At 68.0% G+C, this 26131-nt stretch carries 28 protein-coding genes; 17 read left to right on the top strand and 11 right to left on the bottom strand.

The annotated features are described in order from the left end of the window. Nucleotides 1-37: 37 nt before the first annotated feature. The 6 genes from hemL to ccsB all read left to right on the top strand — a co-directional run bounded on the left by hemL (nucleotide 38) and on the right by ccsB (nucleotide 6380). Nucleotides 38-1459, top strand: a complete 1422-nt coding sequence (gene hemL / locus ON37_RS23665; RefSeq protein WP_083893236.1) for a glutamate-1-semialdehyde 2,1-aminomutase — start codon at nucleotides 38-40, stop codon at nucleotides 1457-1459. A 152-nt stretch (nucleotides 1460-1611) separates the two neighbouring features. Continuing rightward, nucleotides 1612-2217, top strand: coding sequence for a histidine phosphatase family protein (locus ON37_RS23660; RefSeq protein WP_051031969.1), 606 nt, complete (start codon nucleotides 1612-1614; stop codon nucleotides 2215-2217). A gap of 26 nt (nucleotides 2218-2243) precedes the next feature. Beyond that, nucleotides 2244-2822 (top strand): TlpA disulfide reductase family protein, encoded by a 579-nt coding sequence (locus ON37_RS23655; protein WP_040722432.1) that lies wholly within the window; start codon nucleotides 2244-2246, stop codon nucleotides 2820-2822. After that, the gene (locus tag ON37_RS23650; RefSeq protein WP_040722383.1) at nucleotides 2819-3664 is read left to right on the top strand and encodes a cytochrome c biogenesis CcdA family protein; all 846 of its coding nucleotides are present in this window, start codon (nucleotides 2819-2821) and stop codon (nucleotides 3662-3664) included. The genes ON37_RS23655 and ON37_RS23650 overlap by 4 nt, the downstream gene beginning before the upstream one ends. 5 nt (nucleotides 3665-3669) lie before the next feature. After that, complete coding sequence (resB, locus tag ON37_RS23645; RefSeq protein ID WP_051031964.1) at nucleotides 3670-5388, top strand: cytochrome c biogenesis protein ResB; 1719 nt, start codon at nucleotides 3670-3672, stop codon at nucleotides 5386-5388. Between the two features lie 2 nt (nucleotides 5389-5390). Then, entirely contained in the window at nucleotides 5391-6380 is a 990-nt protein-coding gene (ccsB, locus tag ON37_RS23640; protein WP_040722381.1) for a c-type cytochrome biogenesis protein CcsB, read from the top strand. 18 nt (nucleotides 6381-6398) lie between these two features. Here the strand turns inward: ccsB and ON37_RS23635 are convergent, their stop codons facing one another. The 3 genes from ON37_RS23635 to ON37_RS23625 all read right to left on the bottom strand — a co-directional run bounded on the left by ON37_RS23635 (nucleotide 6399) and on the right by ON37_RS23625 (nucleotide 7805). After that, nucleotides 6399-6674: a winged helix-turn-helix transcriptional regulator gene (locus ON37_RS23635; RefSeq protein WP_083893235.1), complete on the bottom strand. Its 276-nt coding sequence runs from the start codon at nucleotides 6672-6674 to the stop codon at nucleotides 6399-6401. A 59-nt stretch (nucleotides 6675-6733) separates the two neighbouring features. Beyond that, on the bottom strand, nucleotides 6734-7126 hold the full coding sequence (locus tag ON37_RS23630) for a hypothetical protein (protein WP_157171559.1): 393 nt from the start codon (nucleotides 7124-7126) through the stop codon (nucleotides 6734-6736). Nucleotides 7127-7499: 373 nt separating this feature from the next. Beyond that, nucleotides 7500-7805, bottom strand: coding sequence for a hypothetical protein (locus ON37_RS23625; protein ID WP_040722377.1), 306 nt, complete (start codon nucleotides 7803-7805; stop codon nucleotides 7500-7502). Nucleotides 7806-8504: 699 nt separating this feature from the next. On the opposite strand from ON37_RS23625, the gene ON37_RS23615 reads away from it, so the two are divergent. After that, nucleotides 8505-9683, top strand: coding sequence for a helix-turn-helix domain-containing protein (locus ON37_RS23615; protein ID WP_040722375.1), 1179 nt, complete (start codon nucleotides 8505-8507; stop codon nucleotides 9681-9683). Nucleotides 9684-10083: 400 nt separating this feature from the next. Then, on the top strand, nucleotides 10084-11244 hold the full coding sequence (locus tag ON37_RS23610; protein ID WP_040722373.1) for a helix-turn-helix domain-containing protein: 1161 nt from the start codon (nucleotides 10084-10086) through the stop codon (nucleotides 11242-11244). A gap of 105 nt (nucleotides 11245-11349) precedes the next feature. On the opposite strand, the gene ON37_RS23605 is transcribed toward ON37_RS23610, so the two are convergent. Continuing rightward, on the bottom strand, nucleotides 11350-11778 hold the full coding sequence (locus tag ON37_RS23605) for a nuclear transport factor 2 family protein (RefSeq protein ID WP_040722371.1): 429 nt from the start codon (nucleotides 11776-11778) through the stop codon (nucleotides 11350-11352). Between the two features lie 181 nt (nucleotides 11779-11959). Continuing rightward, nucleotides 11960-12628: a DUF899 domain-containing protein gene (locus tag ON37_RS23600; protein ID WP_040722370.1), complete on the bottom strand. Its 669-nt coding sequence runs from the start codon at nucleotides 12626-12628 to the stop codon at nucleotides 11960-11962. A gap of 147 nt (nucleotides 12629-12775) precedes the next feature. Between ON37_RS23600 and ON37_RS23595 the strand changes: the two genes are divergently transcribed. Both ON37_RS23595 and ON37_RS23590 read left to right on the top strand, forming a co-directional pair. After that, nucleotides 12776-13450 (top strand): lysophospholipid acyltransferase family protein, encoded by a 675-nt coding sequence (locus tag ON37_RS23595; protein WP_051031963.1) that lies wholly within the window; start codon nucleotides 12776-12778, stop codon nucleotides 13448-13450. A gap of 81 nt (nucleotides 13451-13531) precedes the next feature. Next, on the top strand, nucleotides 13532-14179 hold the full coding sequence (locus ON37_RS23590) for a histone deacetylase (protein ID WP_217999957.1): 648 nt from the start codon (nucleotides 13532-13534) through the stop codon (nucleotides 14177-14179). A 26-nt stretch (nucleotides 14180-14205) separates the two neighbouring features. Here ON37_RS23590 and ON37_RS23585 read toward each other — a convergent pair whose 3' ends face one another. The 3 genes from ON37_RS23585 to ON37_RS23575 are packed head-to-tail and all read right to left on the bottom strand — an operon-like array spanning nucleotide 14206 to nucleotide 16849. Further along, nucleotides 14206-15216 carry a MerR family transcriptional regulator gene (locus ON37_RS23585; protein ID WP_040722369.1) on the bottom strand — a complete coding sequence of 337 codons (1011 nt, stop codon included), beginning with the start codon at nucleotides 15214-15216 and terminating at the stop codon, nucleotides 14206-14208. Nucleotides 15217-15232: 16 nt separating this feature from the next. After that, nucleotides 15233-15889: a HEAT repeat domain-containing protein gene (locus ON37_RS23580; RefSeq protein WP_040722368.1), complete on the bottom strand. Its 657-nt coding sequence runs from the start codon at nucleotides 15887-15889 to the stop codon at nucleotides 15233-15235. A gap of 51 nt (nucleotides 15890-15940) precedes the next feature. Continuing rightward, on the bottom strand, nucleotides 15941-16849 hold the full coding sequence (locus ON37_RS23575) for a LysR family transcriptional regulator (RefSeq protein WP_040722366.1): 909 nt from the start codon (nucleotides 16847-16849) through the stop codon (nucleotides 15941-15943). Nucleotides 16850-16919: 70 nt separating this feature from the next. Here ON37_RS23575 and dapA point away from each other — a divergent pair, with 70 nt between their 5' ends. After that, nucleotides 16920-17798: a 4-hydroxy-tetrahydrodipicolinate synthase gene (dapA, locus tag ON37_RS23570; RefSeq protein WP_040722364.1), complete on the top strand. Its 879-nt coding sequence runs from the start codon at nucleotides 16920-16922 to the stop codon at nucleotides 17796-17798. A 2-nt stretch (nucleotides 17799-17800) separates the two neighbouring features. Here the strand turns inward: dapA and ON37_RS23565 are convergent, their stop codons facing one another. Then, nucleotides 17801-18004 carry a hypothetical protein gene (locus ON37_RS23565; protein WP_040722426.1) on the bottom strand — a complete coding sequence of 68 codons (204 nt, stop codon included), beginning with the start codon at nucleotides 18002-18004 and terminating at the stop codon, nucleotides 17801-17803. 78 nt (nucleotides 18005-18082) lie between these two features. Then, complete coding sequence (locus ON37_RS23560) at nucleotides 18083-18316, bottom strand: BldC family transcriptional regulator (RefSeq protein WP_051025198.1); 234 nt, start codon at nucleotides 18314-18316, stop codon at nucleotides 18083-18085. Between the two features lie 223 nt (nucleotides 18317-18539). Here ON37_RS23560 and ON37_RS23555 point away from each other — a divergent pair, with 223 nt between their 5' ends. The 5 genes from ON37_RS23555 to ON37_RS23535 all read left to right on the top strand — a co-directional run bounded on the left by ON37_RS23555 (nucleotide 18540) and on the right by ON37_RS23535 (nucleotide 21467). Beyond that, nucleotides 18540-18878 (top strand): DUF4229 domain-containing protein, encoded by a 339-nt coding sequence (locus ON37_RS23555; RefSeq protein WP_040722363.1) that lies wholly within the window; start codon nucleotides 18540-18542, stop codon nucleotides 18876-18878. Nucleotides 18879-18945: 67 nt separating this feature from the next. Further along, a complete protein-coding gene (gene cds1, locus ON37_RS23550; protein WP_040722361.1) occupies nucleotides 18946-20031 on the top strand; it encodes an L-cysteine desulfhydrase Cds1 in 1086 nt (361 codons plus the stop codon). 154 nt (nucleotides 20032-20185) lie between these two features. After that, nucleotides 20186-20407: a helix-turn-helix domain-containing protein gene (locus tag ON37_RS23545; RefSeq protein WP_025353045.1), complete on the top strand. Its 222-nt coding sequence runs from the start codon at nucleotides 20186-20188 to the stop codon at nucleotides 20405-20407. Next, entirely contained in the window at nucleotides 20407-20994 is a 588-nt protein-coding gene (locus tag ON37_RS23540; RefSeq protein WP_040722360.1) for a Clp protease N-terminal domain-containing protein, read from the top strand. Before ON37_RS23545 ends, ON37_RS23540 begins: the two co-directional genes overlap by 1 nt. Before the next feature lie 83 nt (nucleotides 20995-21077). Continuing rightward, nucleotides 21078-21467 (top strand): phage holin family protein, encoded by a 390-nt coding sequence (locus ON37_RS23535; RefSeq protein ID WP_040722358.1) that lies wholly within the window; start codon nucleotides 21078-21080, stop codon nucleotides 21465-21467. Nucleotides 21468-21482: 15 nt separating this feature from the next. Here ON37_RS23535 and ON37_RS23530 read toward each other — a convergent pair whose 3' ends face one another. Next, on the bottom strand, nucleotides 21483-22352 hold the full coding sequence (locus ON37_RS23530; protein WP_040722356.1) for a 1,4-dihydroxy-2-naphthoate polyprenyltransferase: 870 nt from the start codon (nucleotides 22350-22352) through the stop codon (nucleotides 21483-21485). Nucleotides 22353-22624: 272 nt separating this feature from the next. Here ON37_RS23530 and ON37_RS23525 point away from each other — a divergent pair, with 272 nt between their 5' ends. After that, nucleotides 22625-26098 (top strand): AfsR/SARP family transcriptional regulator, encoded by a 3474-nt coding sequence (locus ON37_RS23525; RefSeq protein WP_083893234.1) that lies wholly within the window; start codon nucleotides 22625-22627, stop codon nucleotides 26096-26098. The last annotated feature ends 33 nt before the right edge of the window (nucleotides 26099-26131 follow it).

Here is a 26131-nt window from a genome sequence, read left to right as displayed (position 1 = left end):
CTCTCGGCAAACGACTGACCGAAGGAAGGGGAGTACAATGCACGGTTCCGGTTTGTGGGTTGGCTCACCCCACTACACCCTGTCGTCGACCACTGCGACGGGGGCTGCGACACTGGGTGTCGTGAGTTCTTCTCCGCGCGCGACCCAGGTAAACGTGCCGGTCTCCGCCCGACTCTTCGAACGCGCCGCCGCGACCATTCCCGGCGGTGTGAACTCGCCGGTGCGGGCCTTCGATTCGGTGGGCGGCACCCCGCGATTCATCGCCTCCGCTCGCGGGTGCACCCTCACCGATGCCGACGGCAACGACTATGTGGATCTGGTCTGTTCCTGGGGCCCGATGATCCTCGGCCACGCCCACCCGGCCGTGGTGGACGCGGTGCAGCGCACCGCCACCGGTGGGCTGTCGTTCGGTGCGCCGACCGAGGCCGAGATCGAACTGGCGGAGGCGATCGCCGCGCGGGTCGATCCGGTGCAGCGGGTGCGTCTGGTCAACTCCGGCACGGAGGCCACCATGAGCGCGGTCCGGCTGGCCCGCGGCTTCACCGGGCGCAGCAAGATCATCAAGTTCGCCGGCTGCTACCACGGCCACGTCGACGCGCTGCTCGCCGACGCCGGATCCGGAGTCGCCACGCTGGGCCTGCCCACCTCACCGGGCGTGACCGGTGCCCAGGCCGCGGACACCATCGTGCTGCCGTACAACGACCTCGAGGCGGTGGCCACCGCCTTCGCCGAATATCCGGGTCGGATCGCCGCTGTGATCACCGAGGCGGCGGCCGGAAACATGGGCGCGGTCGCACCGCTGCCGGGATTCAACGCCGGGCTGCGCCGGCTGACCGCGGACGACGGCGCCCTGCTGATCATGGACGAGGTGATGACCGGCTTCCGTGTGAGCGCCGCCGGGTGGTACGGCGTCGATCCGGTCGATGCCGACCTGTTCACCTTCGGCAAGGTCATGAGCGGTGGGCTCCCCGCCGCGGCCTTCGGCGGCCGTGCCGAGGTGATGAATCATCTCGCCCCGATCGGGCCGGTGTATCAGGCGGGCACCCTCTCCGGTAACCCGGTGGCCGTGGCCGCCGGGCTGGCTACGCTGCGCGCCGCCGACGCCGAGGTGTACGCCGCTCTCGATCGCAATGCCGAACGCCTCGGCGCGCTGATCACCGAGGCCCTGACCACGGCCGGCGTCGCTCACACCGTGCAATTCGCGGGCAATATGGTGAGCGTGTTCTTCGCCGAGGACCCGGTCACCGACTACGCAAGTGCCAAGGCAAGCGCCACCTGGCGTTTTCCGGCCTTCTTCCACGCGCTGCTCGAGCGTGGGGTCTACGGACCGCCGAGCCCGTTCGAGGTGTGGTTCGTCTCCGCCGCTCTCGACGAGGATGCATTCGACCGAATCGCCGCAGCTCTGCCCGCCGCCGCCGCGGCAGCCGCGGCCGCCACACCCGAAGGATCCCGCGCGTGAGCGACCCGAATCAGCTCGAATCCGTCACTGCCACAACAGCATCCGCATCGCCCGAGGAACCCGTTCCGGCCGCCGGGACCGGTGCGGACGCCGGCGCGGTGCCCTCGCTACCGGGCGATGTCGCATCGGACACCGAAACGATCGTGCACGTCATGCGCCACGGTGAGGTGCACAATCCCAAGGGCATTCTCTACGGTCGGCTGCCGGGGTTCAGCCTGTCGGTGACCGGTCGCGCGCAGGCGGCGACGGTGGCGCGCACGCTCGCCGACCACGACATCACCCTGGTGGTCGCCTCGCCGTTGCAGCGCGCACAGGAAACCGCGGCGCCGATCGCCGCCCGGCACGGACTGACCGTGCGGACCGACGACAACCTGATCGAGGCGGGCAACACCTTCGAAGGCCTGCGGGTCTCCGTCGGCGACGGTGCGCTGCGCAAGCCCCGGCACTGGTGGAAGCTGCGCGATCCGTTCACCCCGTCGTGGGGTGAGCCGTATCTGCAGATCGCCCACCGCATGCTCGCCGCGGTCAACAAGGCGCGAGTCGAGGCGGCGGGGCACGAAGCGGTCGTGGTCTCGCATCAGCTGCCGGTGTGGACGCTGCGCCGGTTCCTCGAGGGCAAGCGGCTGTGGCACGATCCGCGGCAGCGGCAGTGTTCGCTCGCGTCGTTGACTTCGCTTGTCTACCAAGGCGATACGTTGATCGACATCGTCTATTCCGAGCCCTCCGGTGGTTCGGACCCCAGGGTGACCGGGGCGTGAACGGGGCGGTCCGGCGTCTGCTGCCGATGCTGCTGGCCTGCGTGGCGGTCGTCGCCGCGCTGGCCGGCTGTTCCTCGGGAAAGGACGCGGTCGCCCAGGGCGGCACCTTCGACTTCGTCTCACCCGGCGGGAAGACCGACATCTTCTACGATCCGCCCGCCGCCCGCGGCACCATCGGCAATCTCTCCGGTCCGAACCTCATGACCGGGAAACCGCTGTCGGTATCCGATTTCCCGAACCAGGTCGTCGTCGTGAACCTGTGGGGGCAGTGGTGCGGGCCGTGCCGCGCCGAGGCGCCCGCGCTGGAACAGGTCTACGACCGGTCGAAGGATCAGGGCGTCGCCTTCCTGGGGATCAATGTGCGCGATCCGCAACAGGACAAGGCTCGTGACTTCGTCACCGACAACCACGTCGGATATCCGTCCATCTACGACCCCGAGATGCGCAGCCTGCTCGCGCTCGGCGGCAAATTTCCGACCAGCGTCATCCCCACCACGCTGGTGCTCGATCGGCAGCACCGGGTCGCCGCGGTCTTCCTGCGGTCCCTGCTGGCCGAGGATCTGCAGCCGGTGGTGAACCGGATCGCGGCGGAGGACCGGCAGTGACGGCGTTCGCATCTCCGGCCGGGCCGGCCTTGGCGTCGGTGGGTGATTCCTTCCAGCAGACCGCGGCCACCGGACCGCTGCTGCTCGCGCTCGGTGCGTGTCTGCTCGCCGGTCTGGTCTCGTTCGCCTCGCCCTGCGTGGTGCCGCTGGTACCGGGCTACCTGTCGTATCTGGCCGGGCTGGTCGGCGCCGAAGCGCCGCCGGTGACCGTCGGCGAGGCCCAGGACAAGGGTGCCGCGGTGGCCCTGCGAGCCGGCCGGATGCGGGTCGCCGGTGCCGCCGGGCTGTTCGTCGCGGGATTCACCGTCGTCTTCGTACTCGCCTCGGCGACCGTGTTCGGGGTGATCCAGACCCTGAACGTCAATCGCGAACTGCTGCAACGCATCGGCGGAGTGGTGACGATCGTGATGGGTCTGGTCTTCCTCGGCCTGGTGCCGATGCTGCAGCGCGACACCAGAATGCATCCGCGTCAGCTCACCGGCATCATCGGCGCGCCGCTGCTGGGAGCGGTCTTCGCGCTGGGCTGGACCCCGTGCCTCGGGCCGACACTGTCCGGGGTGATGGCGGTATCGGCCGGTACGGAAGGCGCGACCGCGGCGCGCGGCGTGGTCCTCATCGTGGCCTACTGCCTCGGGCTGGGACTGCCGTTCGTTGTTCTCGCCTTCGGGTCGGCCACCGCTCTGCGCGGAGTCGGCTGGCTGCGCCGCAATTCGCGCACCATCCAGATCATCGGCGGCATATTGCTCGTCGTCGTCGGAATCGCGCTGGTCACCGGGATGTGGGATCAGTTCGTCGGATGGATTCGCAATGTCTTCGTCTCCCAGGTAACCCTGCCGATCTGAGCCCCATGACTGCCACCATCACGCCCCCGTCCGCCGCCGCGCAGCCGCCGCGCCAATCGTTGCCTCGCCGCGTGCTGGCGCTGCTGCGCAACGCGTGGCGCGGACTGACCAGTATGCGCACCGCGCTGATGCTGCTGTTCCTGCTGGCGCTGGCCGCGATCCCGGGCGCCCTGCTGCCGCAACGCAGTCTCAATCCGCAGAAGGTCGACAAGTACATCGCCGATCGCGGCACCCTCGGTCCGTGGATGGACCGGTTGCAGCTGTTCGACGTGTTCTCCAGCTTCTGGTTCACCGCGATCTACGCGTTGCTGTTCGTCTCGCTCGTCGGCTGCATCGTGCCGCGGGTATTCGACCACTACAAGGCGCTGCGCACACCGCCGGTCATGGTGCCGCGCAATCTGTCTCGGCTGCCGCACCACGGGTCGACCACGACCGCCGCGACACCCGCCGACACGATCGAACAGGCGCGCCGGGAGTTGCGCGGCTGGCGCACCATCGTCCGCGACGAATCGCAGGTACGCAACGGGCGGCCCGGCGAGGTGACGCTCTCGGCCGAAAAGGGCTATCTGCGCGAACTCGGCAACCTCGTCTTCCATCTGGCACTGGTCGGCCTGCTGGTCGCCGTGGCCGCGGGCAAGCTGTTCGGGTACGAGGGCAATGTGATCGTCGTCGCCGACGGTGGTCCCGGATTCTGCACCACCTCGCCCGCGGTCTTCGATTCGTTCAAGGCCGGCCGGGTCAACGACGGCACCGGGCTGACCCCGGTGTGCGTGCGGGTCAAGGACTTCAACGCCGACTACCTGCCCAACGGTCAGGCCGAGATGTTCACCGCGAACATCTCGTATCAGACCGGCAAGGATCTGGCGACCGACACGTGGCGCGACACCACCATCCAGGTCAACCATCCGCTGCGCGCCGCCGGGGACCGCGTGTACCTGCAGGGGCACGGGTACGCGCCGACCTTCACCGTCACCTACCCGAACGGACAGCAGCGGACCGAGACCATCCAGTGGCGTCCCGACGACGGCGCCACCTTCCTGTCCAGCGGCGTGATGCGATTCGACCCGCCGGGCGGCATGTATCGCAGCGAGGACGAGCGGCGCAAGAACCAGATCGCGATCGAGGGTCTGTTCGCACCCACCGCGCTGATGCACGGCAGCCTGCTGACCTCGTCGTATCCGGCCCTGACCGACCCGGCGGTCGCCGTCGACATCTACCGCGGTGAAACCGGGCTCGATACCGGTCGCGCGCAGTCGCTGTTCTCGCTCGATCCGGAGATGATCAAACAGGGCCGGCTGGTGAAACAGCAGCGGGTGAATCTGCGCCCGGGTGAGACGGCCACGCTGTCGGACGGCACCAAGGTCACCTTCGACGGCGCGAAGCAGTACGCGAATCTGCAGGTGTCACACGACCCGGCCCAGGGGTGGGTGCTGGTGTGCGCGGTGACGATGATGGCCGGTCTGCTGGTGTCGCTGGTGGTGAAGCGGCGGCGGATCTGGTTGCGCGCCTATCCGGAAGGCCCGGACGAGGGCGGTTCCGGTGAACGACGTACTGTAGTAGAAATGGGTGGGCTGGCCCGCACCGACCAGGCGGGTTGGGGCGGCGAGTTCGACCGCTTGCGGACGCGGCTGCTGCGCGCGGATCTCTCGGGCTCCGACCGCTCGGCCACCGGCAGCCCCACAAATCAGCGCCCGGTCGCCCGGACCGAGAGCACGGGAGAGTGAACATGCCGATCGACGAGACACTCGCCGGTTACAGCAATCTCGCCTTCAAAACGGCATTCGTCGTGTACCTGCTGGTGCTCGCGATGCTGATCGTGCAGTACGCCTCGGCCAAGAAGAAGGTGACCAGCGCCGCGGAACGCGAACGCGAACTGGTCGGGGTGGGCGCCAGCGGTGGTGTGAGCGCGGATCGTCCCGCTCCCGGCAAACTCGAACCCGCCGCGAAGCGGTCGCTGCCCGAACGTTTCGGCAATATGGCCTTCGCCGTGGTGTTCGTCGCGATCGGCCTGCATCTGGCCTCGATCGTGTTGCGCGGCTTCGCGACCCACCGCTTCCCGCTCGGCAACATGTACGAGTTCATCACCATGGCGACGGCCGCCGCGATGGTCACCGGTCTGGTGTTCATTCACGAACGGCGCTACCGCTCGATGTGGGTGTTCCTGCTGGTGCCCGTGCTGATCCTGATGTTCCTGGCCGGCCAGGTGCTCTACGCCGACGCCGCGCCCGTGGTGCCCGCGCTGAAGTCGTACTGGCTGCCCATCCACGTCACGATCGTCAGCATCGGCAGCGGCATTTTCATGCTCTCCGGTGTCGCCAGCCTGCTGTTCCTGTTGCGCATGAACCAGCCGGAGGGACAGGAGGCGGCCAATCCGATCGGCGCTCTGGCCCGCCGCCTGCCCGACGCCCGCACGCTGGACCGGCTCGCCTACCGCACCACCGTGGTCGCCTTCCCGCTCTTCGGCACCGGCATCATCCTCGGCGCCATCTGGGCCGAAAGCGCGTGGGGCCGCTTCTGGGGCTGGGACCCGAAGGAAACCGTTTCCTTCATCGCCTGGGTCATCTACGCCGCGTACCTGCATGCCCGCGCCACCTCCGGCTGGCGCGAAACCAAAGCGGCGTGGATCAACGTCGCGGGCTTCGTGGCGATGCTGTTCAACCTGTTCATCATCAACATCGTCGTGAGCGGGTTGCACTCGTACGCGGGACTCAACTGAGGCTCCGCGCGGCGGCGATCAGCGTCGAGTCGCGCGGTCCCAGTCCTCGGCCCAGGCCGTGACCGGCTCGAGGGCCGCGACCAGTCGTTGCCCGATCGGGGTGAGGACATAGCCGCCGGTGTGTTCGACCAAGCCCGCTTCGCCGAGTTCGTGCAGGCGTCTGGTCAACACGCTCGACGAGATGTCACCGCAGGCCGTGCGCAGCTCGCGGAAGGTGAGTGGACGCTCGGAACGGTCGAGTTCCCAGATGACACGCAACGACCATCGCCGTCCGGCCAGGTCGAAGAGGGCCATGACCGGGCGGCCGGATGTGGAGCCGCGGACTCGGCGGCCGGGACGAGGGGGTTCGGCGGTCACGCCGGGTGTGCCGGTTCCGGGAGTGGTGAATCTGCCAGGCGCTCGGCCATCATCGCCATCGCGGTGCGCAGTGTGCGGTGCGGGCGCAGGAACAGCGTCACGTGGTCGAGTGCGCCGGTCGCGTCGTATTCCTCTCGCAGGATGCCCTGCACGTCGCGGTCCTTCACTCGGGCGGTGAACGCGAACAATTGGTCGTCCGTACCGGACCAGCGCCCGGTTTCCTCGACGTCCTTCAGCACCGTCGCGACCAGCGTCAACATATGTGCCGCATTGGCTCGCCCCTGGTAGTCGGCGGCCGGACTGGAGAACGTCGCGGACTCGGCCAATCTGTCGCCCAGCCGTGCGGGGGTGTCGGACCTCCAAGCGGAGAGGATCGCGCTTTCGATCATGCCTCTATATTAGAGGCGCTGCGGGCGCGAGAGTAGCCCATCAGGTTACGAATCAGGTTCGCCCGCCTCGTCTTCGCCGGAGCCCGGACTTCTGCCGTTCTCCGTCGGCCAAAGCACCGCCCAGAGCAGGACCGAGAGTGGGAGCCCGGCGGCGATCACCAGCCCGATCACCGAGAACTCAGAAGGATCGCCCGGCTGCGCGGCCCGAGTTGCCATCGGCCGCCGGGTGTCACCACGATCATCCCACGAGAGTGTAAGCGTGCCAGTGCATTACGCGTAGCCCACCCGGTGAGTGCCGCAGTGCGTTGGAGCTGTGTGGCGGTAAGGAGGCCGCCCGGCGCGAGAGCAAGCAGAATGGCGCGTTCGGCAGCGTTCACGCGCCGGCTCCGATCGCGGTCCAGCGCGCGAAAGACATTCGCGGCCGCGCGGTTTCGATATCGACGAGGTGCATCAGGCGGTCGAGCATGAGCGCATCGAGATGGGCGGGCGTCGGCATCAGGATCGCGTCGACATCCGCCGTGCGTACCTGATCGATGAGCGGCACGGTGGGTACGGAAGTCGGCCACAGCAGTACGTAGCCGAGCCGACGGGCGAGCCGCCGAAGCTGGGCAGCATCCCACGCCGGACTGGTGGTCATCTCCGGATCGATCCACGCGAGCGCGGTCGGCTGATTTCTCATCGAAACGCCCCTCCTCTGTGTGTATTTCAGGTTCGGCGCGGGTGAACGCCTGGAGGACCAGTGCGGGGACAGGGCGACGACATCGGAGTATGTGGACATCCGGGGCGTGCACGAGCCGGCCGCTGCGATGGGTGAACGGCCGGGGCATGGGCAGGAGCAGGCGCCTCGGATGACGCGTGGGCGGTGGCAGTTCCAGACGCCGAGCCGGGCGCTGCTCGACGGGACTGCGGTGGTGAAACGCACTGGTGAACGTCGGTCCAGTGCGCGAGGTGGGGACTACTGAATGGCTGGAGGAACAGTGCACGGACAAGGAGCAGGTGCATGGGTGTAGGGGACATGCGGGGGACTAGTGCAGAAGGGGGACGGTGCCTCGATGTGGTGAACGTCCAGGGGACGAGTGCAGGGACAGCGGGACGGGGCTCAGGTGGGCGGACGTCTGGAGGGTCAGGGCGGGGACGGTGTGCAGGTGCCTCGGAACAGGTGAACGGTCAGCGGAACTCGCGCACGGGGCTGGGGGCGGATATTCGATGGGGTGCACGACGGCGGTGGGCGCAGGCGCAGCGGAACCTGCGCTTCGGCGCGGGTGGACGTTCGGCGGGACAGTGCAGGCAAGGGACAAGTGTTACGGCGTAGGTCAATGCTTGAAAGGCCAGTTCGGGGACAGGGGACAGGTTGGGTATATCGATCTACGCTCGTGTCATGGGCGAGCATGTGGGGCAGCGGATTGCGTCCGAGCGGAAGATCGCCGGGTTGGGGCAGCGTCAGTTGGCGGCGCGGGCGAATTATTCGTTGTCCATGGTGAAGGCGGTCGAGCAGGGGCGCGAGGTGGCGTCGCCGGGGTTCATCGCCGCGGTGGCGAAGGCGTTGGGGATCGACCCCGTTCGGTTGCAAGGGACGCCCTACCTCGAAACTCTGGAAGAAGACGGCCCGCTGCGGGGCCTTCCCGATCTGCGCGCGGTATTGGCGGAGGGCGCTTATGTGCGTCCGCTGGAGCCCGCACCCGCAGCAGAATTGCGTGCAGAGTTGAGCGCGGTGGAAACCGCGTTGCGCAACGATCGGACGCGTCGCGCTCTGGAGTTGCTGCCCACCGTGATTCGGCGTCTACACGGGGCGGTCGAAGCGGCCCGCAGCGATGCCGACCGTGCGACGGCGCACAAGATGTTGTGCGCGGCGTACATCGCGGCGGAAGGGGCTTGTTGCCGCCTCGGATACGCATCGTTGACTGCCTTGGTTCTGGATCGCCTCGACTCCGTTGCATCGGGTGCCGACGATCCGGGTTATGCCGTTCGCAGCCTGATGAAGCGATCACGCCTGCTCATGTCACACGGATCGACCGAGGTGGCAATGGATTTGGTGGATCGGGGGCTGGCGCTGGTACCTGGTGCGAGCGAGGGTGAAAAGGTGCTGCGCGGCTACTGTCATCTGCGCGCGGCCATCGTCGCCGCGCGGGGGCGTCGTCTGGAGTTGGCACAGGACCATATCGCCGCTGCGCGGGAGCTGGCGCGACCGATGCCCGGCGAAAGCAACTTGTACACGACCGATTTCGGGCCGGGCAACGTCGAAATTCACGCATGCGCCGTCGAGTTGGAAGCAGGTGATCCGGGCAGGGCGGCTCGTGAGGGCGCGGAACTGTATGTGCCAACTGACGTTGCAGCGCCTCGCGTGGCTCACCATTGGCAGGATAATGCGCGGGCGTGGTTGATGTCCGGTAAGCCTGATCGGGCATTGGCGGCGCTCAACAAGGCTCGTGCTGCCGCGCCGCAGCAGACTCGGTTGCATCCGTCGGTGCGGGAGACGTTGTATGGGATCGCCGCTGCTCAGCGCCGGCAGTCCGAGAGCTTGTTGGGGTTCGCCAACTGGCTCGGAGCGCGGCTGTAGGCCGAGGGAGCCGGCCGACCAAACGCTTACAGGAGGGGCGCAGCGCTAAGCATCTGTCCTCACTGAGTCGACTGGGACGCCGCGCCTTCGGCAGACATCTTCGGTTAGCTCGAGTCGATCCATGCGAGCGCGGTCGGCTGATACCTCTGCTCTCTCTGTGTACTTCAGGTTCGCGGCGCGGGTGAATGGCCAGGGGCAGGCAGGGACAAGAGCACGGGTGCATCGGTGTAGGGCACGCCTGGAGGGCTAGCGCGGGGCGGGGAGCGTGTTTCGACGATGGAGGTGAACGCTCGGGGAGCGACTTCGGCGGGACAGGGGCAACTGCTACGGCATGGTGGAGGTCTGAAGGGCCAGTTCGGGGACAGGGGACAGGTTGGGTATATCGATCTACGCTCGTGTCATGGGCGAGCATGTGGGGCAGCGGATTGCGTCCGAGCGGAAGATCGCCGGGTTGGGGCAGCGTCAGTTGGCGGCGCGGGCGAATTATTCGTTGTCGATGGTGAAGGCGGTCGAGCAGGGGCGCGAGGTGGCGTCGCCGGGGTTCATCTCGGCAGTCGCGCGGGCGCTGCACATCACCCCCGAACAGCTGACCGGTGCGCCCTTCGACGACGGAAAGCCGTTGTCGGACGCGGTGAACGGACTGTCGGTGCTGCTGACCGAGGGCCGCTACGCGCGGGCCGTGGAACCGGGCTCGCTGGCTGAGCTCGAATCGGAACTCACCGCAGCGCAACGGCTGTACCGGAGCGACCGCACACGGCAAACGATCGAGACCCTGCCGGGCCTCATCCGTCGTCTACACGGCGCGGTGCGCGACCTGACCGGTGACGACCGGTCACATGCGTACACGTTGCTGACCTCCGCGTATGTGCTGGCCGAATGGTCGGTGCGGCGAACCGGCCATATGATGCTCGCCCTCCCGGCCCTGGATCTGGCCGACGCTTACGCGCCGCTCGCCGACGATCCCAACTACGCGGCCCTGTCGGTCCTTGCTCGCGCCCGAGCCCTCACGCACTATGGCGAGTCGGAAGTGGCTGCGCAGCTGATCGATTCGACGATTTCCGCCGCCGGCTACTCGAAAGCCGGGATGGTGCTGACCGGGTACTCGCACCTGGCGGGTGCCATCAACGAGGCGCGCACGCTGAATTATTCAGGTGCATCGGACCATATCGCCGCCGCGCGTGAGCTGGCCGAACGCACCGGAGAAACCGATGTCTATATGACGGCGTTCGGACCGTTGAATGTCGAAATACACGCTCATGCAATAGAACTCGAAGCGGGCGACCCGAACGAAGCAGCGATCGACGGGACGCAGCTGTCCGCGCCGAAGGATGCCCCACCGACCCGCGTGGCTCACCATTGGCAGGATAATGCGCGGGCGTGGTTGATGTCCGGTAAGCCTGATCGGGCATTGGCGGCGCTCAACAAGGCTCGTGCTGCCGCGCCGCAGCAGACTCGGTTGCATCCGTCGGTGCGGGAGACGTTGTATGGGATCGCCGCTGCTCAGCGTCGGCAGTCCGAGAGCTTGTTGGGGTTCGCCAACTGGCTCGGAGCGCGGCTGTAGGCCGAGGGAGCCGCCGGAAAGTACTCAAAGGTGGAATCTTTCAGGTGGCAGTCCGAGACCTGTCGGCCGGAGATCGTGACGGTCGATCCGGGGGCGGATCGCCAGTCACTCATCGAAAGCTCGAGCGACAGCGAGGCTGTCCTCGTAGACGTGGTGGCGGGTGATCATTCCGTTCTCTACGGTGAGGTGGAGGGCGAATCGGGCCCGGTACGGGCGCCGGGTCGGGCGGGCGGTTTGGCGAATCTCGCCCAGCACCACCGCATCCGATCCGTCGACGAGGATCTTCTCCACCACTGTCGCGACCTCTTCCGGAATGTGATGGCGCGCGATTTCACGGAAGTGTTCGGCGACGTCGGCCCGGGTGCTGCGGGAGGTGATCCACGGCGTCGCGGCGCGTCCGTGTTCGGCCTCCGGCCAGTTCAGCTTCCACTCGCTGGTCGGGGCGTAAAGGGCCGCAACGACTTCCGGGTTCCCGGCGGCGATGCGGGTCAGGAGGTCTTCGACGACGGTACGGGTGGTCGCGGGATCGTTCACGAGTGAGAGGTTGCCATCCGCGCCTCGGTGAGCCCATTACCTCCGAGGTCATGCGACCGCGCTGGGCCGCGAAATTCGGTGCCCGGGGGCGGTCGCACGGCCCGGCGCGATCAAATTGTGCACACCTCTGTGGTTTTCGGATTCGCACATTTTCGGCGGCGTCTGCACGACAAGTTCGGCGTCAGTATTCGTCGCGTTTGCGAGGCCAGTTGTCGAAGTTGTCGCCGCGGCCCTTGGGGGCGCGATCGAGGAGTTGCCAAGTGGCGTTGAGGGCATCGGTGCCGCGGTCGTAGGTGGAATAGGTGTGGTAGACCGTGCCGTTGTCGAGGGCGAAGCAGCTCAGCGCCATCAATTCCATGACGTCGAGCATGTTGCCCGGGGGCCGGTTCGGGGTGTCGACGCGCATGACCTCGAAGAAGTCGTCGTTGAAGCCGTTGTCGCCGGCGGAGACCCATTCGATGTCCCAGCCGAAGCGGCGCTTGTAGTCGTTGAGGGCCGGGAGCGGGGATCGCGAGACCAGGATGAAGGTCACGTCGCGATGGGCGAGATGGGGTACGGCGCCGACCAGATTATCGGTTTCGAAGGTGCAGCCGGGGCACCCCTGCGGCGTCTTGGGGCCGTGCATGAAGTGGCGGACGATCAGCTGCGACCGGCCGTCGAACAGTTCGGCGAGGGTCTTCTCGCCGGCATCGGTGTCGAACCGATACTCCTTGGTGACCGGGACCCACGGTAAGGCCTGGCGTTGCCGCGCCAGCTCGTCGCTGCGACGGGTGAGAGCTTTTTCCTCGGCGCGCAGCCGCTCGTATGCGGCACGCCACTGTTCCCGGCTTCCGACCTGGTGTGCGGGCATGGCTGTCCTTTCCGATGCATCGGTCTACCTGTGCAGACGGTATGCCGGGGGGAAATTCATCGGTGTCCGCGGCGGCGTTGCGAGCGCGGCGAACCTGTCGGTGGCCCGTGCGACAATCGGCTTCGTTCGAACGAACCGGGGGTGGAGATGAACGAGCAATCCGATCGGCGTCCCAGGGGCCTGGGTAAGCGGGCCTGGCTGACCACACATCTGATCCGGCGCATCCTGCGCATGCTGGCCTGGTCGAACATCGTCCACGTGACCGTCGTGGGCCGCGAGCAGGTGCCGAAGTCGGGCCCGGTGATCGTGGCGAGCAATCACATCTCGATGCTCGATGCGGTATTCCTGTGGGGCGCGTTGCGCCGCAGGGCGATCGCCCTCGCGATGGCCGAATTGTGGTCGTGGCCGGTAGTCGGTTGGCTGGTGCGCCGGCTCGGCCATATTCCGGTGGTGCGGCGCGACAGTGCGTCCGGGCAGTCGGCGCTGGGGCAGGCCGAACAGATTCTGCGCTACGGCGGTGTGCTGATCATCTATCCGGAAGGCCGGTTGGTCGGCCCGGGTGAGGCCGAGCCGTACAAACCGGGTGTCGCGAAACTGGCTCTGGCGACGGGGGTTCCGATCGTTCCGGTCGGCACGACGGGTACCGATCGGGTGCTGCCGATGCGGCGAAATCGAGTCGACGGCCGCGTGTTCGACCGTCGCGAACGGGTGACGATCCGATTCGGAGAGCCCATCGACCCCGCGGAGTTCGACGATCCGGAGAAATTGCTCGACCATCTGCGGCGGCGCATCGAAGACCTGCGCGTGGGCGGGCTCGGATGAACCGGTACGGCGGAAGCGCGGCGGCGGTTCCCGTAGGGTCGGGTGGATGTGCGCACCTGTTCCGGCACGGATGGAGACATCGTGAACTCGGATTGCGTCTGGTACGCCGCCTACGGGTCCAACCTGTTCGAGAAGCGGTTCCGGTACTACCGGGCGGGCGGAAACCCGCCGGGTACACCCCGCATCTATCCGGGGTTCCGCGATCCGACCCCACCGGCTCGGAATCGGCCGCTGATGCTTCCCGGATGTATCTACTTCGCCTGGGAGAGTCCGGTGTGGTCGGGCGGTGGTGTGGCGTTCTACTCGCATCGGCCGCCGCCGCGGTGGCCGCTCGGCGCGGCCGCCCGCGGATATCTGCTCACCGTCGAGCAGTTCAGCGATCTGATGGCACAGGAGATGCATCGCGCCCCGGGCGAGGTGCCGGAGTTCGATCCGGCGGAGGTGGTCCGGCAGGGCATGTTGCGCTTGGGCGACGGACGGTACGAAACGCTCTGGCATGTCGACGATGTGGACGGCTTCCCGGTGCTGACCTTCAGCTCCCCGTGGGATCCCGAGTACACCCGGTTGAACAAGCCGTCGGCCCGATATCTGCACATGCTGGCCGCGGGTTTACACGAATCGCACGGCTGGGATGCGGACACGATCGTGGGGTATCTCGCGGAACTCCCGGGCGTACAGGGAAATTGGTTGTTCGACGATCTGCGCATCCTGGTGCACACCCAGGTGTAGCGCGGAGGCGGGTAACCGCGGCGAGCTCACTCGGGACCGTGGCGATCGCGCAGGCGCAGAATGGCAGCCGCGGTGGCGGCGATGGTGCGGTCGTCGTCACCGGTCAGTTCGACGAGTACCGCGCGGGCTGCCGAGCCGGGGATTTCGGCCAGGGCCTGGGTGAGCCGAAGCCGCGCGGGTTGGTCGGTCGGCGGCCCCCAGCGGTTCCGGATGCCGCGGACGATCTGCTCGCCGGTCGCCGGGCGCACCGCCAGCACGCCCAGTGTTTCGGCGGCCTCGATATCCGAACGGCCGGCGACGATCATTTCCAGCAGCGCCGGAATCGCGGTGGTCTCCTGCCGGGAGCCCAGGGCCAGGGCGGCGCGATCGCGCACAGTCGCATCGGGATCGGCGAGCGCTCGCGCCAGCAGCGTCGTCGCGGCCGGAACCGGTACGGCCGCGATGGCCAGCGTCGCCCGTCGGCGGATATCGGCGTCCGGCGAATCCAGGCCACCGGACAGTTCGGCGAGAGCCGCGTCGCCGGCTCGGGCCAGCGACCAACGCAGTGCGCCGGCCACATTCGCATCGTCCTCGGCCAGTACCGCGGCGGCGAGCGCCTCGACCGGCAACGCCGCGCCCGCGGGCTGGGCGAGCACCGCCTGCTGCCGTTCGGCACCGGATTCCGATTCCAGACCGCGCAGCAGGGTGACGATGCCCAGGACGTCCTCCCACTGCGTCGGCGCGGCAGCCTCGACCCGTTCGAGCCGGGTGAGCAGCTCGGTTTCGGCGGCGATGCGGGCACGGGTGTGCCGAATCAGCTCACGCACCAGCGCGCTGGGCGCGAAATCCGATTCGTCGAGGGCACGCTTGGTCTCCTCCAGCGACAATCCGAGGGTGCGCAGGCTCTCGACATGGAACAGACGACGGATGTCGTCGGCGGAGTACTCGCGGTAACCGCTGGAGGTGCGGCCCGTCGGCCGTACCAGGCCCAGCCGATCGTAGTGCCGCAACATCCGGGAGCTGACGCCGGAACGGCGCGAGACCTCACCGATCAACATCGCATCGTCTCCTGTCTCACCTGTCCGGACCGGTGGCGGCGACCCGCTTGGCCACCTCGACCGATAACGCGAATCCGCTGTCGGGATCGCGTCGCAGCTGCTCCGTCGCCTCGGCGTGCGCTCGCACGTGCGGATCCGGGCTCTCGGCGGCGGTCGCCAGTACGGTTTCGGCGGCCGACCCGAGTCCGGCCAGCGCCCGGCTCAGCCCGAGCTGCACCGTGCGGTCGCCGCGGCCGAGTTCGCACGCCAATTCGACGGCCAGATCCTGTTCCGCGTCCGGGGGTACCAGGACGGCGGCGGCGCGCCATGCGCTGAGCGCGACGTCGTCGTGACGGTCGTGCAGCAGCGCCGCGACCTGGGGCCAAGCACGCCCGTCACCGATCTTGGACAGAGTGTGCAGCGCCTGACTGCGGGCCTGCGGGCGCTCGGAATCCATTTCGGCCAGCAGCTTCGGCAGCGTGATCTCGACGGGCAACCGGCACAGCGCCCAGGTCAGCATGTCCCGGACGAAGAAGTCGGGCTCGACCGCGCAACGGGCCACGAGCACGTCGACCAGGCCCGCCGCGGCCTGCGTACCGGCGGTGAGGGCGGCGCGCAGCCGAGTCGACGAGTCGGGCTCGACCAATGCCGCGGCGAGGCGAGCATCCGGCTCGCTGTGGTGGGTTGTGTTCACGGGTAACCACCTCCTCCGCCGACCATTCGAAACCTTGTCACAGTGTGAGGGTCAAGGGCTCTTCTTCGGTGGCCGTGGCGGGATGGTGCCGAGGGTGGCGTGCAATGCGGTGCGGGCGGCCTCGATCGCCGGGTGGTCCCGGGTGCCGGATCGATAGGCGATGCGGGTGCGGCGGCGGATCGGCAGAGCGGTCAATTCGACTGCGCCGGTGAGTGATTCGGAGTCCTTCGGGATGGCGAGCTCCGGGATGAAGGCCACCCCCTGCCCGGCTGCCACGAGGGCCAGGACGGTGCCGAAATCGTCGGAGTGGTGGCGGATGTGCGGGATGAAACCGGCTGCCTCGCAGGCTCGCACGGTCATCGTGTGGCACAGCGTTCCGGGCGTGCCGGCGATCCAGGCCGCATCGCGGTAGGCGATCAGCGGTTCGGCGGAGCGGGCGGCGAGATATACCGGTTCCTCCAGGAACGGTTCGGTGTCGAGACCGGCTTCCGCGGGGGCCGGCACATAGTCGTATTCCTGGAGCAGCGCGATATCGAGGGTGCCCGCCCGGAGCGCGGCCGGGACGTCGGCCGGATCCAGCTCGGTGACGTGCAATTCCAGCGCGGGATGGGCGCGGCTCAGTGATACCAGCGCATCGGGGAGGATGCGTTGGACGGCGGTCGGGAAGGCGCCTATGTGTAGGGCGCCGGTGAGTCGCCCTGCGGCCGAAGCCAATTCGGCCTCGGCCTGTTCGAGGATCGCGAGCACGGCCTCGGTGTGCTCGACCAGGCGCTGGGCGGCCGGGGTGAGCACGACGCGCCGACCGCTGCGCTCCAGCAGTGCGACGCCGGCCTCCCGTTCGAGCACGGCCAACTGCTGCGATACCGCCGAGGGCGTATAGGACACCGCCGCCGCGACCGCCGCGATCGTGTGGCGATGCGCCAATTCCCGCAACAGCCGCAATCGGCGCATTTCGAGCATAAGTTCAGCTTAAGACCGAGTGTAGAAATGTGAAATAGACCTGAAGATTCGAATCGAGGAGGCTGGAGCCATGACATTCAGCGGCCTGTTCGTCCCCCTGGTCACGCCGTTCACGTCGGCGGGGGACGTCGCCTACGACGCAGTGGCCAAGCTCGCGAACGAGGTTCTCGACGAGGGGGCGACCGGGGTGGTGGCCCTCGGCACCACCGGTGAGCCGGCCACGCTGAGCGCCGCGGAACGGCGCGGTGTGGTCGAGGTGTGTATCGAGGTGTGCCTGGACCGGGGCGCCCCGCTGATCGTGGGTACCGGGACGAATTCGACGACGGATTCGGAACGAGCGCTCGCGGCACTGGATCCGCGCATCGCGGGCGCGCTGACCGTGGTCCCGTACTACACGAAGCCCTCGCGTCGCGGGGTGATCGAACATTTCCGGCGGCTCGGCGCGGTGTCACCGGTGCCGCTGCTGATCTACAACATTCCGCACCGCACCGGGTGCGTCCTGGATGTGGAAACACTGTGCCGACTGGCGGAGCTGCCCAATATCGCGGGCTTCAAGCACGCCGTCGGCGCTGTCGACGAGACCACGATCGCGTGGCTGGCCGCAGCCGGCGCCCATACGGATGTGCTGTGCGGAGACGATCTCTACGCCTCGCCGCTACTGGCGCTCGGCGCGCGCGGTGCCATCGCCACCTGCGCGAATGCGGCGCCGGCGGCATATGCGGAGTTGGTCGCGGCCTGGCGGGACGGGCGAGTTGACGCAGCGCGGGAACTCGGGAATCGGCTGGCGGGGTTGGCCCAGGCCGTCTTCGCCGAACCGAATCCGGTGGTGGTCAAAGCGGTCCTGGCCGCGCAGGGGCGGATTCCGAACGCGGCGGTTCGGCTGCCGTTATTGGCGGCCGCGCCCGAGACGACGGCCGCCGCGCTGGCCGCGTTGCATCGGCTGGGGTGAGGTCAGCGGTCCGAGCCCGGATCACCGTCTCGGTGCTGGCGGGAGATCCGCCACAGGAATTCGGGATCGTCATCGGGTCCGATGACTCGACGGTGCTTGTCGGAGTCTCGCCCGAATCCGATTCGGGGCGTCTGCTCCGGTCCGAACGCTTTCCAGCACAGCACCGCGACAGCCACGACCGCGATGAGTGCCAACAGGTACGCCACGTCGCTCACCTCCTGACATCGAGGGTAATCCGTGTGCGTACCTGCGGCACTGTGACCGCGAGAATCGGTCCTGTGACCTCAGGGGCGGGTTGCCTCGGTGGTCAACGACTTCAGCAGCTGCATCACCTCGGACTCACGGAAGCGGCGATGTCCGCCCGGGGTGCGCAGCGAGCCCAGTCGCCCGGCGTGTGCCCAGCGCGTGACCGTCTTCGGATCGACGTGGAACAGCGCCGCCACCTGGCCCGGGGTCAGGAGGGCCTCCTGGCCGTTGACGGAACCCAACGTGCGGCTCGCCGCGGTGATCGCAGTCATTCGCAAACCTTTCCGTAATCGACAGATCCCTCATCAGATAGCGACATCGTTGCACCGGGACCCCCACGTACTCGAATGATCTACCGTTGGTAAAGGGGAAGTAATAGACAAAACGGATATACCCGCGGTCCGGTATGTCCGGTCGGCGAACCGTGGGCGACTCCGATTCCGGCGAACGCGGGCAGGTCGGAGCGGGTGTACCCGCGTCGCCTACCCTGGTCGTGTGAGTGAAGCATCCGGATCCGACGACGCCGCGAGCGATCGGGCCCCGGCCTCGGCGGGGCGGCGGCTCGCGCGCAATCTGGCGCTCTACACCCTGGCCAGGCTGGCGCTGGTCGCGGTCATCGCCGCGATCATCCTGGTGTTGGCGCGCGTTCTGAATGTGGACATCCCGCTGATCGTGACGCTGCTGTTCGCGCTGATCGTGGCGATGCCGCTGTCGCTGGTGCTGTTCAAGCGCCTACGGGCGCGGGTGAACGAGGACATCGCCGCCGTCGACGAGAAGCGCCGCAACGACAAGGCGAACCTCCGGGCGAGACTGCGCGGCGAGGAGGGCCGGTGAGCGACACTCGCGCAGCGGCTTGCCGGCCCGATCGGGTGCGGGTGTCCTGTGGGGCTCGGGAGGGCCGGTGAAGTACTGCGATCGCAGTACTTCGCGGGAGTGGGTCGACAATGCGGTGCGGTTGATCGAGGCCGATGCGCAGCGCAGTGCCGATACCCATCTGCTCCGTTATCCGCTGCCGCCCGAATGGGGGGTGCGGCTGTATCTGAAGGACGAGTCCACCCATCCGACCGGCAGTTTGAAGCATCGGTTGGCGCGGTCGCTGTTTCTGTACGCGATCTGCAACGGCTGGGTCTGTGAGGGGACGACGATCGTCGAGGCGTCCTCGGGGTCGACGGCGATCAGTGAGGCCTATTTCGCGAAACTGCTCGGCTTGGATTTCGTGTCGGTGGTGCCGGCCAAGACCTCCCGGGAGAAGATCGCCCTGATCGAGGCGCAGGGCGGTCGTTGTCATTTCGTCGAGCGGGCACCGGATATCTACACCGAGGCGGTGCGGCTGGCGGCCGAATGCAACGGCCACTACATGGATCAGTTCACCTATGCCGAGCGGGCGACGGACTGGCGGGGAAACAACAACATCGCCGAATCCATCTATCAGCAGATGATTCTGGAGACCCATCCGGTGCCGGAGTGGATCGTCGTCGGCGCCGGTACCGGGGGCACCAGCGCGACCATCGGTCGTTACATCCGTTATCGACGGCATGCGACCCGGCTGGCCGTGGTCGATCCGGAGAATTCGGCGTTCTACGGCGGCTACGAGGTCGGCGATGCCGGCTACCAGACGGGTATGCCCTCCCGGATCGAGGGGATCGGGCGGCCGCGGGTCGAGCCGTCGTTCATCGGCCAAGTGGTCGACCGCATGATCGAGGTTCCCGATGCCGCGTCCATCGCGGCGTGCCGGCATGCCAGTGAGGTGCTCGGTCGGCGGGTGGGTGGGTCCACCGGTACCAATCTGTGGGGTGCGTTCGCGTTGATCGCGGAGATGATCGCCGCCGGCCGCGAGGGCAGTGTGGTGACGCTGCTGTGTGACGGCGGGGATCGTTATGCCGGAACGTATTTCAACGACGAGTGGGTCGCCGCGCAGGGGCTGGATCTGAACGCCGCCCGCGCGGTGCTGACCGAATTCGCCGCGTCCGGAATCTGGACCGGCTGACGCCGGATCATCGGACCGGGCGGGTGCAACCGGCCCGTCTCCGCGCCCGAATGCCGCATCCGTTCCGATGCTTCGGCGCAGTTCGCCAGGGGTGAACATCGTGAAATGTCAATTTTCGTTGACGCGACCTCGATGTCAACGTAAATTGACGTACATGAGTGAAGCAACAACTCTGGCGGCCGCCGCCGGTAGTCCGGACCCACAGGTCGGGCTGCGGGCGGTCCTCGCGTTGCGGCGCCTGCTCGAGCGACTGGAGGCGATCCAGGTGGCCAACGCCCGCAAACAGGGCTGGTCGTGGCAGGCGATCGCCGACGCGCTCGAGGTCAGCCGGCAGGCGGTCCACCAGAAATACAACCGGAGAGGCGGAATTCGCTGATGTTCGAACGATTTGCCAAAGCGCCGCGGGCCGCGATCGTGGTCGCCCAGGAGGAGGCGCGCGAATTGCGCTCGCCCAGTATCGATGTCGAGCACCTGCTGTTGGGACTGGCGATGAGTCCCGATCGGCAGCTGCGAAGAATATTGAGCGACAACGACATCAGCGCCGACGGTGTGCGCGACGTGTTGGGGCGTGCGCATCCGGAGAAGCCGCTCGGCGACGAGGACGCGGCCGCGTTGAAGGCCATCGGCATCGACCTCGATGCGGTCCGCGACAGTGTGCGGGCCACCTTCGGCGAGGACGTGTTCGCCGAACCGCCGTCCGAGCCGGAGCCGGGACGCGGCCGCTTCCGGCTGGGCGGCAGTCTGACCTTCGGCCACATCCCGTTCTCCCGGGATGCCAAGAAGGCACTGGAACTGTCCCTGCGCGAAGCGGTTTCCCGCGGCGACGACCGCATCGAAGCCGGTCATGTCCTACTGGGCCTGCTGCGGGTGGCCAATCCGACGACCCGGGCGCTACTGGGTGGCGATCAGGGGATGGACCGCCTGCGCTCGGCGGTGCGCGAAATGCTCGACCGGGCAGCATGACCGAGCGACCGGTGGGGGCCGGAGCGGAACGGGTGGTATTCGCGTACCCGGTGGGCCGGAGCGCCCGCCGCTAGCATTGCGGCATGGCACTGTTGCTCCGGCTGGCGATCAACGCCCTGGCGATCTGGCTCGCGGCCGCTTGGATCGGCGGGATCGAATTGAAGGATCCGCCCGATTCGGGTACCGGCGGAAAGATTCTCGTCGTGGTCTGCGTCGCGATCGTCTTCGGACTGGTCAACGCGCTGATCAAACCGATCGTGAAATTGTTGTCGCTCCCGCTGGTGATCATCACCCTGGGGCTGTTCCTCCTGGTGATCAATGCCCTGATGCTGTGGCTGACCGCCAAGATCACCGAAACCACCGACTACGGTCTGCGGGTCGACGGTTTCTGGGCCGCGGTGGCCGGCGCGATCATCGTGACGCTCGTCAACTGGGTGCTGGGCATCTTCGTGCCCGAGGGCGGCCGGGACTGATCCGGTCGCGGATATTCAGCCGATGCTCAGCGCCACGGCGGTGAGCAGGGACCAGCCCAGCATCGCCAGGCCGGTATCGCGCAGCGACGGAATCAAACCGGGTCCCTGCCGGCCACTCCGCACGGGTGCGTTGGATCGAATCGCGAGCGGAACGGCGAGCAAGCCGACCAGTGCCCACGGGGTGCGGACGGCCAGCAGGAGCGAGGCGACGAACGGCACCACCATCAGCACGAGATGCAGGGTGCGGGTGCGGGTGTCGCCGAGTTTCACGGCCAGGGTGGTCTTGCCGGTCACCGAATCGGTCGGGATGTCGCGCAGGTTGTTGGTGACCAGCACCGCGCTGGAGAAGGCGCCGACCGCGATCGCGCCGACCAGCCCGGCCCAATCGACCCGCTCGGCCTGGACGAATTCGGTGCCGAGCACCGCCACCAGACCGAAGAAGACGAAGACCGCGATCTCACCGAAGCCGCTGTAGCCGTAGGGTTTACTGCCGCCCGTGTAGAACCAGGCACCGGCCAGGCAGGCGGCGCCGATCAGGATCAGCCACCAGGCGGTGGTGAAAACCAGGATCAGCCCGAAGATCGCCCCGACACTCAAACAGGCGATCGCGGCGGCGCGCACGGCTTTCGGAGTGGCCGCGCCGGAGCCGACCAGGCGCAGCGGTCCGACCCGTTCGTCATCGGTACCGCGGATGCCGTCGGAGTAGTCGTTGGCGTAGTTGACGCCGATGATCAGGGCCAGTGACACCAGCAGGCTCAGCAGCGCCTTCCACCACACCGCGGCATCGAGCGAGGCAGCCGCGCCGGTGCCGACCAGGACCGGGGCGATCGCATTGGGCAGCGTCCGCGGGCGGGCGCCTTCGAGCCATTGTGCTGCACTAGCCATAGCCCGCAGCCTAATGGTGAGCGCCCGGAGGCGGCAGCGCAGTGTCACCACGGAGGGTGGTCGCCATTGGGCTGATCGGCACTGCCTAATGGTGAGCGCCCGGAGGCGGCAGCGCAGTGTCACCACGGAGGGCGGTCGCGGGCGCGGTTCGGCTGACTATCGCTAACATTATTGCGATATATCGGAGTAAGCTGCAGTGGTGTGTGCCGGGGCGGGTCCCTCGGCTGTCACGCCCGATAATCACTCGACCGGTCACATACGATTGCGACGGCATGTTTCCTGATCACCACGGCTCCGGGCCGACAGCGCGCTCCCCGCGAGCGGACATCGGGGCGACCGATACCCGGCCGGGCTCCGGCCGGGACGAACCGCTGCCCGAGGCGGTGATCGACGTGGCCCTGCTGGGGGAGATCGCGCTGCGCCGCGACGCGGACCTGGCGGCGGTGCCCGGGGCTCGGGCCCGGTTGCTGGTCGCGGCCCTCGCGGTACACCCGGGCCGCAGTCGCAGTGCCCAGGCGCTGATCGACGACATCTGGGGCGAGCAGCCACCCCGCGCGCCGATGAACGCGCTGCATACCCAGGTTTCCCGATTGCGATCGGCACTGCCGGACGGGGCCTTGGAAATCGGTCCCGCGGGATATCGGTTGCTGCTGAACGAGAATCGGATCGACCTGACCCTCGCCCGCAACCTGGAGCGCCGGGCGCGGCAACGGCTGGAGAGCGGCGACCACGCCGGCTGTCTGGATTTGGTGACCCGCGCGCGCGGGCTGTGGCGCGGCGATCCGGGCGCGGATCTGCCGCCGGGACCGGTGGCCGACGAGCTGCACGAGCTGGCCGCCGCCCGCTGGGCCGACCTGGACGGCCTGGAACTGGCGGCGCGCGAGGCCGGTGGCGATATCGACGGCGCGGTGCGAGTGGCCCGCCGGGCGGCCGCGGCCGAACCCCTGGACGAAACCGCCCACGCCACGCTGATGCGACTCCTGGCGGCAAACGGCCGGCCCACCGAGGCGCTGGAGGTTTTCGCCGGTCTGCGCACTCGTCTCGGCGAGGAGCTGGGCGCGGATCCCGGGCCGGCACTGGTGGCGTTGAACACCGCGATTCTGCGGGGAGATCCGGTGGCCGTCGGTTCCCCGCAGCGCGCGGTCACCTCGGCCGTCCAGCGGGTGTCCACCGCGCAGCACGCGTTGGCCCCCGAGCCGTCCGAGGATCGGTCGAAAACCTCTGCGGGCCCGCCGAATACGGCCTTGGGGCTGCGGGCGGCGCCCAATCCGCTACTCGGCCGCGACGGTGATCTGCTCGCCTTGGAGAAGCTGGTGCACGAATTCCGGGTGACGACCGTGCTCGGCCCGGGCGGTACCGGCAAGACTCGCGTCGCGCACGAGCTGGGCGCCCGGGTCGCGGCCCGGCAAGCGGTCGCACTGGTCGAATTGGCCTCGCTGCGCGCCCATTCCGAGGGTGATGCGGCCGAGCGGATGGAAATGACCTGCGCGGAAGTCGAGGCCGCGATCGGCGCCGTACTCGGCGTCAGCGAATACGCCCGCGAAACCAACGTGCTGCGCCGCAATCAGACCATCGACGGCCGACGCCGCTTGCGGGAGGCCCTGTCGCTGCGGCCGATGCTGCTGATTCTGGACAACTGTGAACATCTCATCGATGCCGTGGCGGAAGTCGTGGCCGATCTGGTCGGCAGTTGTGAACATCTGACCGTGCTGACCACCAGCCGGGCACCGCTGGCGATCACCGCGGAGCAGGTTTATCCGTTGCCGCCGTTGGCCATCGACGCCCACGGCTCGCCGGCGACCGAATTGTTCATCAGCCGTGCGCGGGCCGTCCGTCCCTCGGCCCGGCTGGACCTCGAGGTGGTCGCCCGGCTGTGCCGGACCCTGGACGGACTGCCGCTGGCGATCGAGCTGGCCGCGGCGCGGGTGCGGACGATGAGCGTCGAGGAGATCGAGAGCCGGCTCGACCATCGGTTCGCGCTGTTGCGCACCGGCGATCGCAGTTCGCCGGAACGACACCGGACCCTGCACGCGGTGATCGAGTGGAGCTGGAATCTGCTCGAACCCGAACAGCGGATCGCGCTGCGGCGGCTGTGCCGGTTCCCGGCCGGCTTCTCGCTCGAAGCGGCCGAATCCGTCTGCGGCGGAGCGGATGTGCTGGACGCCGTGGCGGCGGTGGACGGCCTGGTCGGCCAATCGCTGCTGACGGTCCTCGCCGACGACGACATGGTCGCCACTCGCTACCGCATGCTCGAGACGGTCCGCGAATTCGGCGAGGAGCAGCTGATCGCGGCCGGTGAAGCCGATCTGGTGATGGACCGGATGTGCGGCTGGGCACGGCATTTCGCCGAGTACGTGGCAGAGCACTACGAGGGGCCGGAGCAGGTCCGCACGGTGCTGTCGGTCGCCGCCGAACTGGACAACCTGCTGGCGGTGCTGCGCTACGCCACCGAGACCGCCGATTCCCGCACGGTCTACACGATTTTCGGGCCGATCGGGATGCTCTGGGTGATGCGTGGCGCCCATATGGAACTGATGAGCTGGGCGCCGCGCATCGTGCCGGTCCCACCACCGACCGGGCCACGGACCCGGACCGAGGCGGACCTCGAATTGCAGAGCTACATACTGCTGGCGATGCATCTGGCCTTCGCCGACGCCGGGCTGCGGCCCTTGGCGATCGTTCGAGCCGGCGCACGCCGGCTGCTCGCCACCGCCGACCTCGCGCCCGGACTGCGCTTTCTGGGGAAGATGCTCTGCGCCCCCGTGCGGGTGAATCACGGGATGCGCCTGATGGCCGAGGGCACCCGCAGTGACGACGAAGTGGCTCGCGCCATGGCTCACCTGTTGCGCGCGAATCTTCGGGAGAACGCCAGTCATACGGCCGGCTCGATTCGAGACGCGCGGCACGCCCTGGCGATCCTCGACGGCCGTGACATCTGGGGCACCGCGATGTGCTGCCAGCATCTCGGTCAGATGGCCTCGCAGGCGGCTCGCTACGAGGAGGCGGTGGACTACTACCGCCGGGCGGCGGAGCTGATGCAGGAGCTGCGCTGCTACGAGGAGAGCGTGGAACTGCGGAGCTTCCTGGCGGTTTCGATGGTCGGCGCCGGGCAGTTGGTGCAGGCCCGCCGGGAATTGGAATATGCGCTGGGCGTGATCGACGACGGCGTCGGGCTCGACGAACCGGTGACCCGGCCGAACCATCGCAAGGGCGCGGTCGTCGCCGGGATGGCGGAACTGGAGCTCGCCGAAGGGGAGATCGAGCGGGGCCTGCGCACCTTCCGGCGCAGCCTGCAACTGTTCGACTGGCCCAATACCGGCCCGGGGCCCGGCCCCGGCGACATCATCGTCGCCAGCGCGGTCCTCGACGCGCACCTGCTCAACCATGCCGTGCACGAGGTGCCGGAGCTGCCCGGGCAGTTGGCTCGGGTCGCTCGCGAGCGATTGACGCAGTTCATCGACCTGCCGCAGATCGGCGGGGCCGCCTGTGCGCTGGGCTCGCATCTGATTCAGTCCGGGCTCGACCCGCAGGCCGGCGCGCTGCTGCTGGCGATGGCGATGAAAGTCGTGGGTCGCCAAGACTATTCGTCGATGCGGTGGAATCGGCATCTGGCCTTGGCGCGTGAATCGGTCGGTGCGGACGTGCTCGCGGCCGGGCACGAGGCGGTGTCGAGTCTCAACCGGCGGTCGGCCGCGCAGCGATTGCTCCGGATGCTGCCGGAGCTGGAGGTTCTGCTCGCCGGCTGATCGGTCGACCGGCGGGCGGCGGAAGGTACGGAA

This window comes from Nocardia veterana NBRC 100344, from assembly GCF_000308855.1.
Taxonomy (GTDB): domain Bacteria; phylum Actinomycetota; class Actinomycetes; order Mycobacteriales; family Mycobacteriaceae; genus Nocardia; species Nocardia veterana.
Note: the sequence above shows the minus strand (reverse complement) of the source record. Positions and strands in the feature narration are given on the sequence as shown.

What these genes read in the sequence shown, in the direction of transcription:
- hemL (WP_083893236.1), top strand. Translation starts at nt 38, where the DNA reads ATGCACGGTTCCGGTTTGTGGGTTGGCTCACCCCACTACACCCTGTCG.
- ON37_RS23660 (WP_051031969.1), top strand. Translation starts at nt 1,612, where the DNA reads ATGCGCCACGGTGAGGTGCACAATCCCAAGGGCATTCTCTACGGTCGG.
- ON37_RS23655 (WP_040722432.1), top strand. Translation starts at nt 2,244, where the DNA reads ATGCTGCTGGCCTGCGTGGCGGTCGTCGCCGCGCTGGCCGGCTGTTCC.
- resB (WP_051031964.1), top strand. Translation starts at nt 3,670, where the DNA reads ATGACTGCCACCATCACGCCCCCGTCCGCCGCCGCGCAGCCGCCGCGC.
- ccsB (WP_040722381.1), top strand. Translation starts at nt 5,391, where the DNA reads ATGCCGATCGACGAGACACTCGCCGGTTACAGCAATCTCGCCTTCAAA.
- ON37_RS23635 (WP_083893235.1), bottom strand. Translation starts at nt 6,674, where the DNA reads ATGGCCCTCTTCGACCTGGCCGGACGGCGATGGTCGTTGCGTGTCATC.
- ON37_RS23630 (WP_157171559.1), bottom strand. Translation starts at nt 7,126, where the DNA reads ATGATCGAAAGCGCGATCCTCTCCGCTTGGAGGTCCGACACCCCCGCA.
- ON37_RS23625 (WP_040722377.1), bottom strand. Translation starts at nt 7,805, where the DNA reads ATGAGAAATCAGCCGACCGCGCTCGCGTGGATCGATCCGGAGATGACC.
- ON37_RS23615 (WP_040722375.1), top strand. Translation starts at nt 8,505, where the DNA reads ATGGGCGAGCATGTGGGGCAGCGGATTGCGTCCGAGCGGAAGATCGCC.
- ON37_RS23610 (WP_040722373.1), top strand. Translation starts at nt 10,084, where the DNA reads ATGGGCGAGCATGTGGGGCAGCGGATTGCGTCCGAGCGGAAGATCGCC.
- ON37_RS23600 (WP_040722370.1), bottom strand. Translation starts at nt 12,628, where the DNA reads ATGCCCGCACACCAGGTCGGAAGCCGGGAACAGTGGCGTGCCGCATAC.
- ON37_RS23595 (WP_051031963.1), top strand. Translation starts at nt 12,776, where the DNA reads ATGAACGAGCAATCCGATCGGCGTCCCAGGGGCCTGGGTAAGCGGGCC.
- ON37_RS23585 (WP_040722369.1), bottom strand. Translation starts at nt 15,216, where the DNA reads ATGTTGATCGGTGAGGTCTCGCGCCGTTCCGGCGTCAGCTCCCGGATG.
- ON37_RS23575 (WP_040722366.1), bottom strand. Translation starts at nt 16,849, where the DNA reads ATGCTCGAAATGCGCCGATTGCGGCTGTTGCGGGAATTGGCGCATCGC.
- dapA (WP_040722364.1), top strand. Translation starts at nt 16,920, where the DNA reads ATGACATTCAGCGGCCTGTTCGTCCCCCTGGTCACGCCGTTCACGTCG.
- ON37_RS23560 (WP_051025198.1), bottom strand. Translation starts at nt 18,316, where the DNA reads ATGACTGCGATCACCGCGGCGAGCCGCACGTTGGGTTCCGTCAACGGC.
- ON37_RS23545 (WP_025353045.1), top strand. Translation starts at nt 20,186, where the DNA reads ATGAGTGAAGCAACAACTCTGGCGGCCGCCGCCGGTAGTCCGGACCCA.
- ON37_RS23540 (WP_040722360.1), top strand. Translation starts at nt 20,407, where the DNA reads ATGTTCGAACGATTTGCCAAAGCGCCGCGGGCCGCGATCGTGGTCGCC.
- ON37_RS23535 (WP_040722358.1), top strand. Translation starts at nt 21,078, where the DNA reads ATGGCACTGTTGCTCCGGCTGGCGATCAACGCCCTGGCGATCTGGCTC.
- ON37_RS23530 (WP_040722356.1), bottom strand. Translation starts at nt 22,352, where the DNA reads ATGGCTAGTGCAGCACAATGGCTCGAAGGCGCCCGCCCGCGGACGCTG.
- ON37_RS23525 (WP_083893234.1), top strand. Translation starts at nt 22,625, where the DNA reads ATGTTTCCTGATCACCACGGCTCCGGGCCGACAGCGCGCTCCCCGCGA.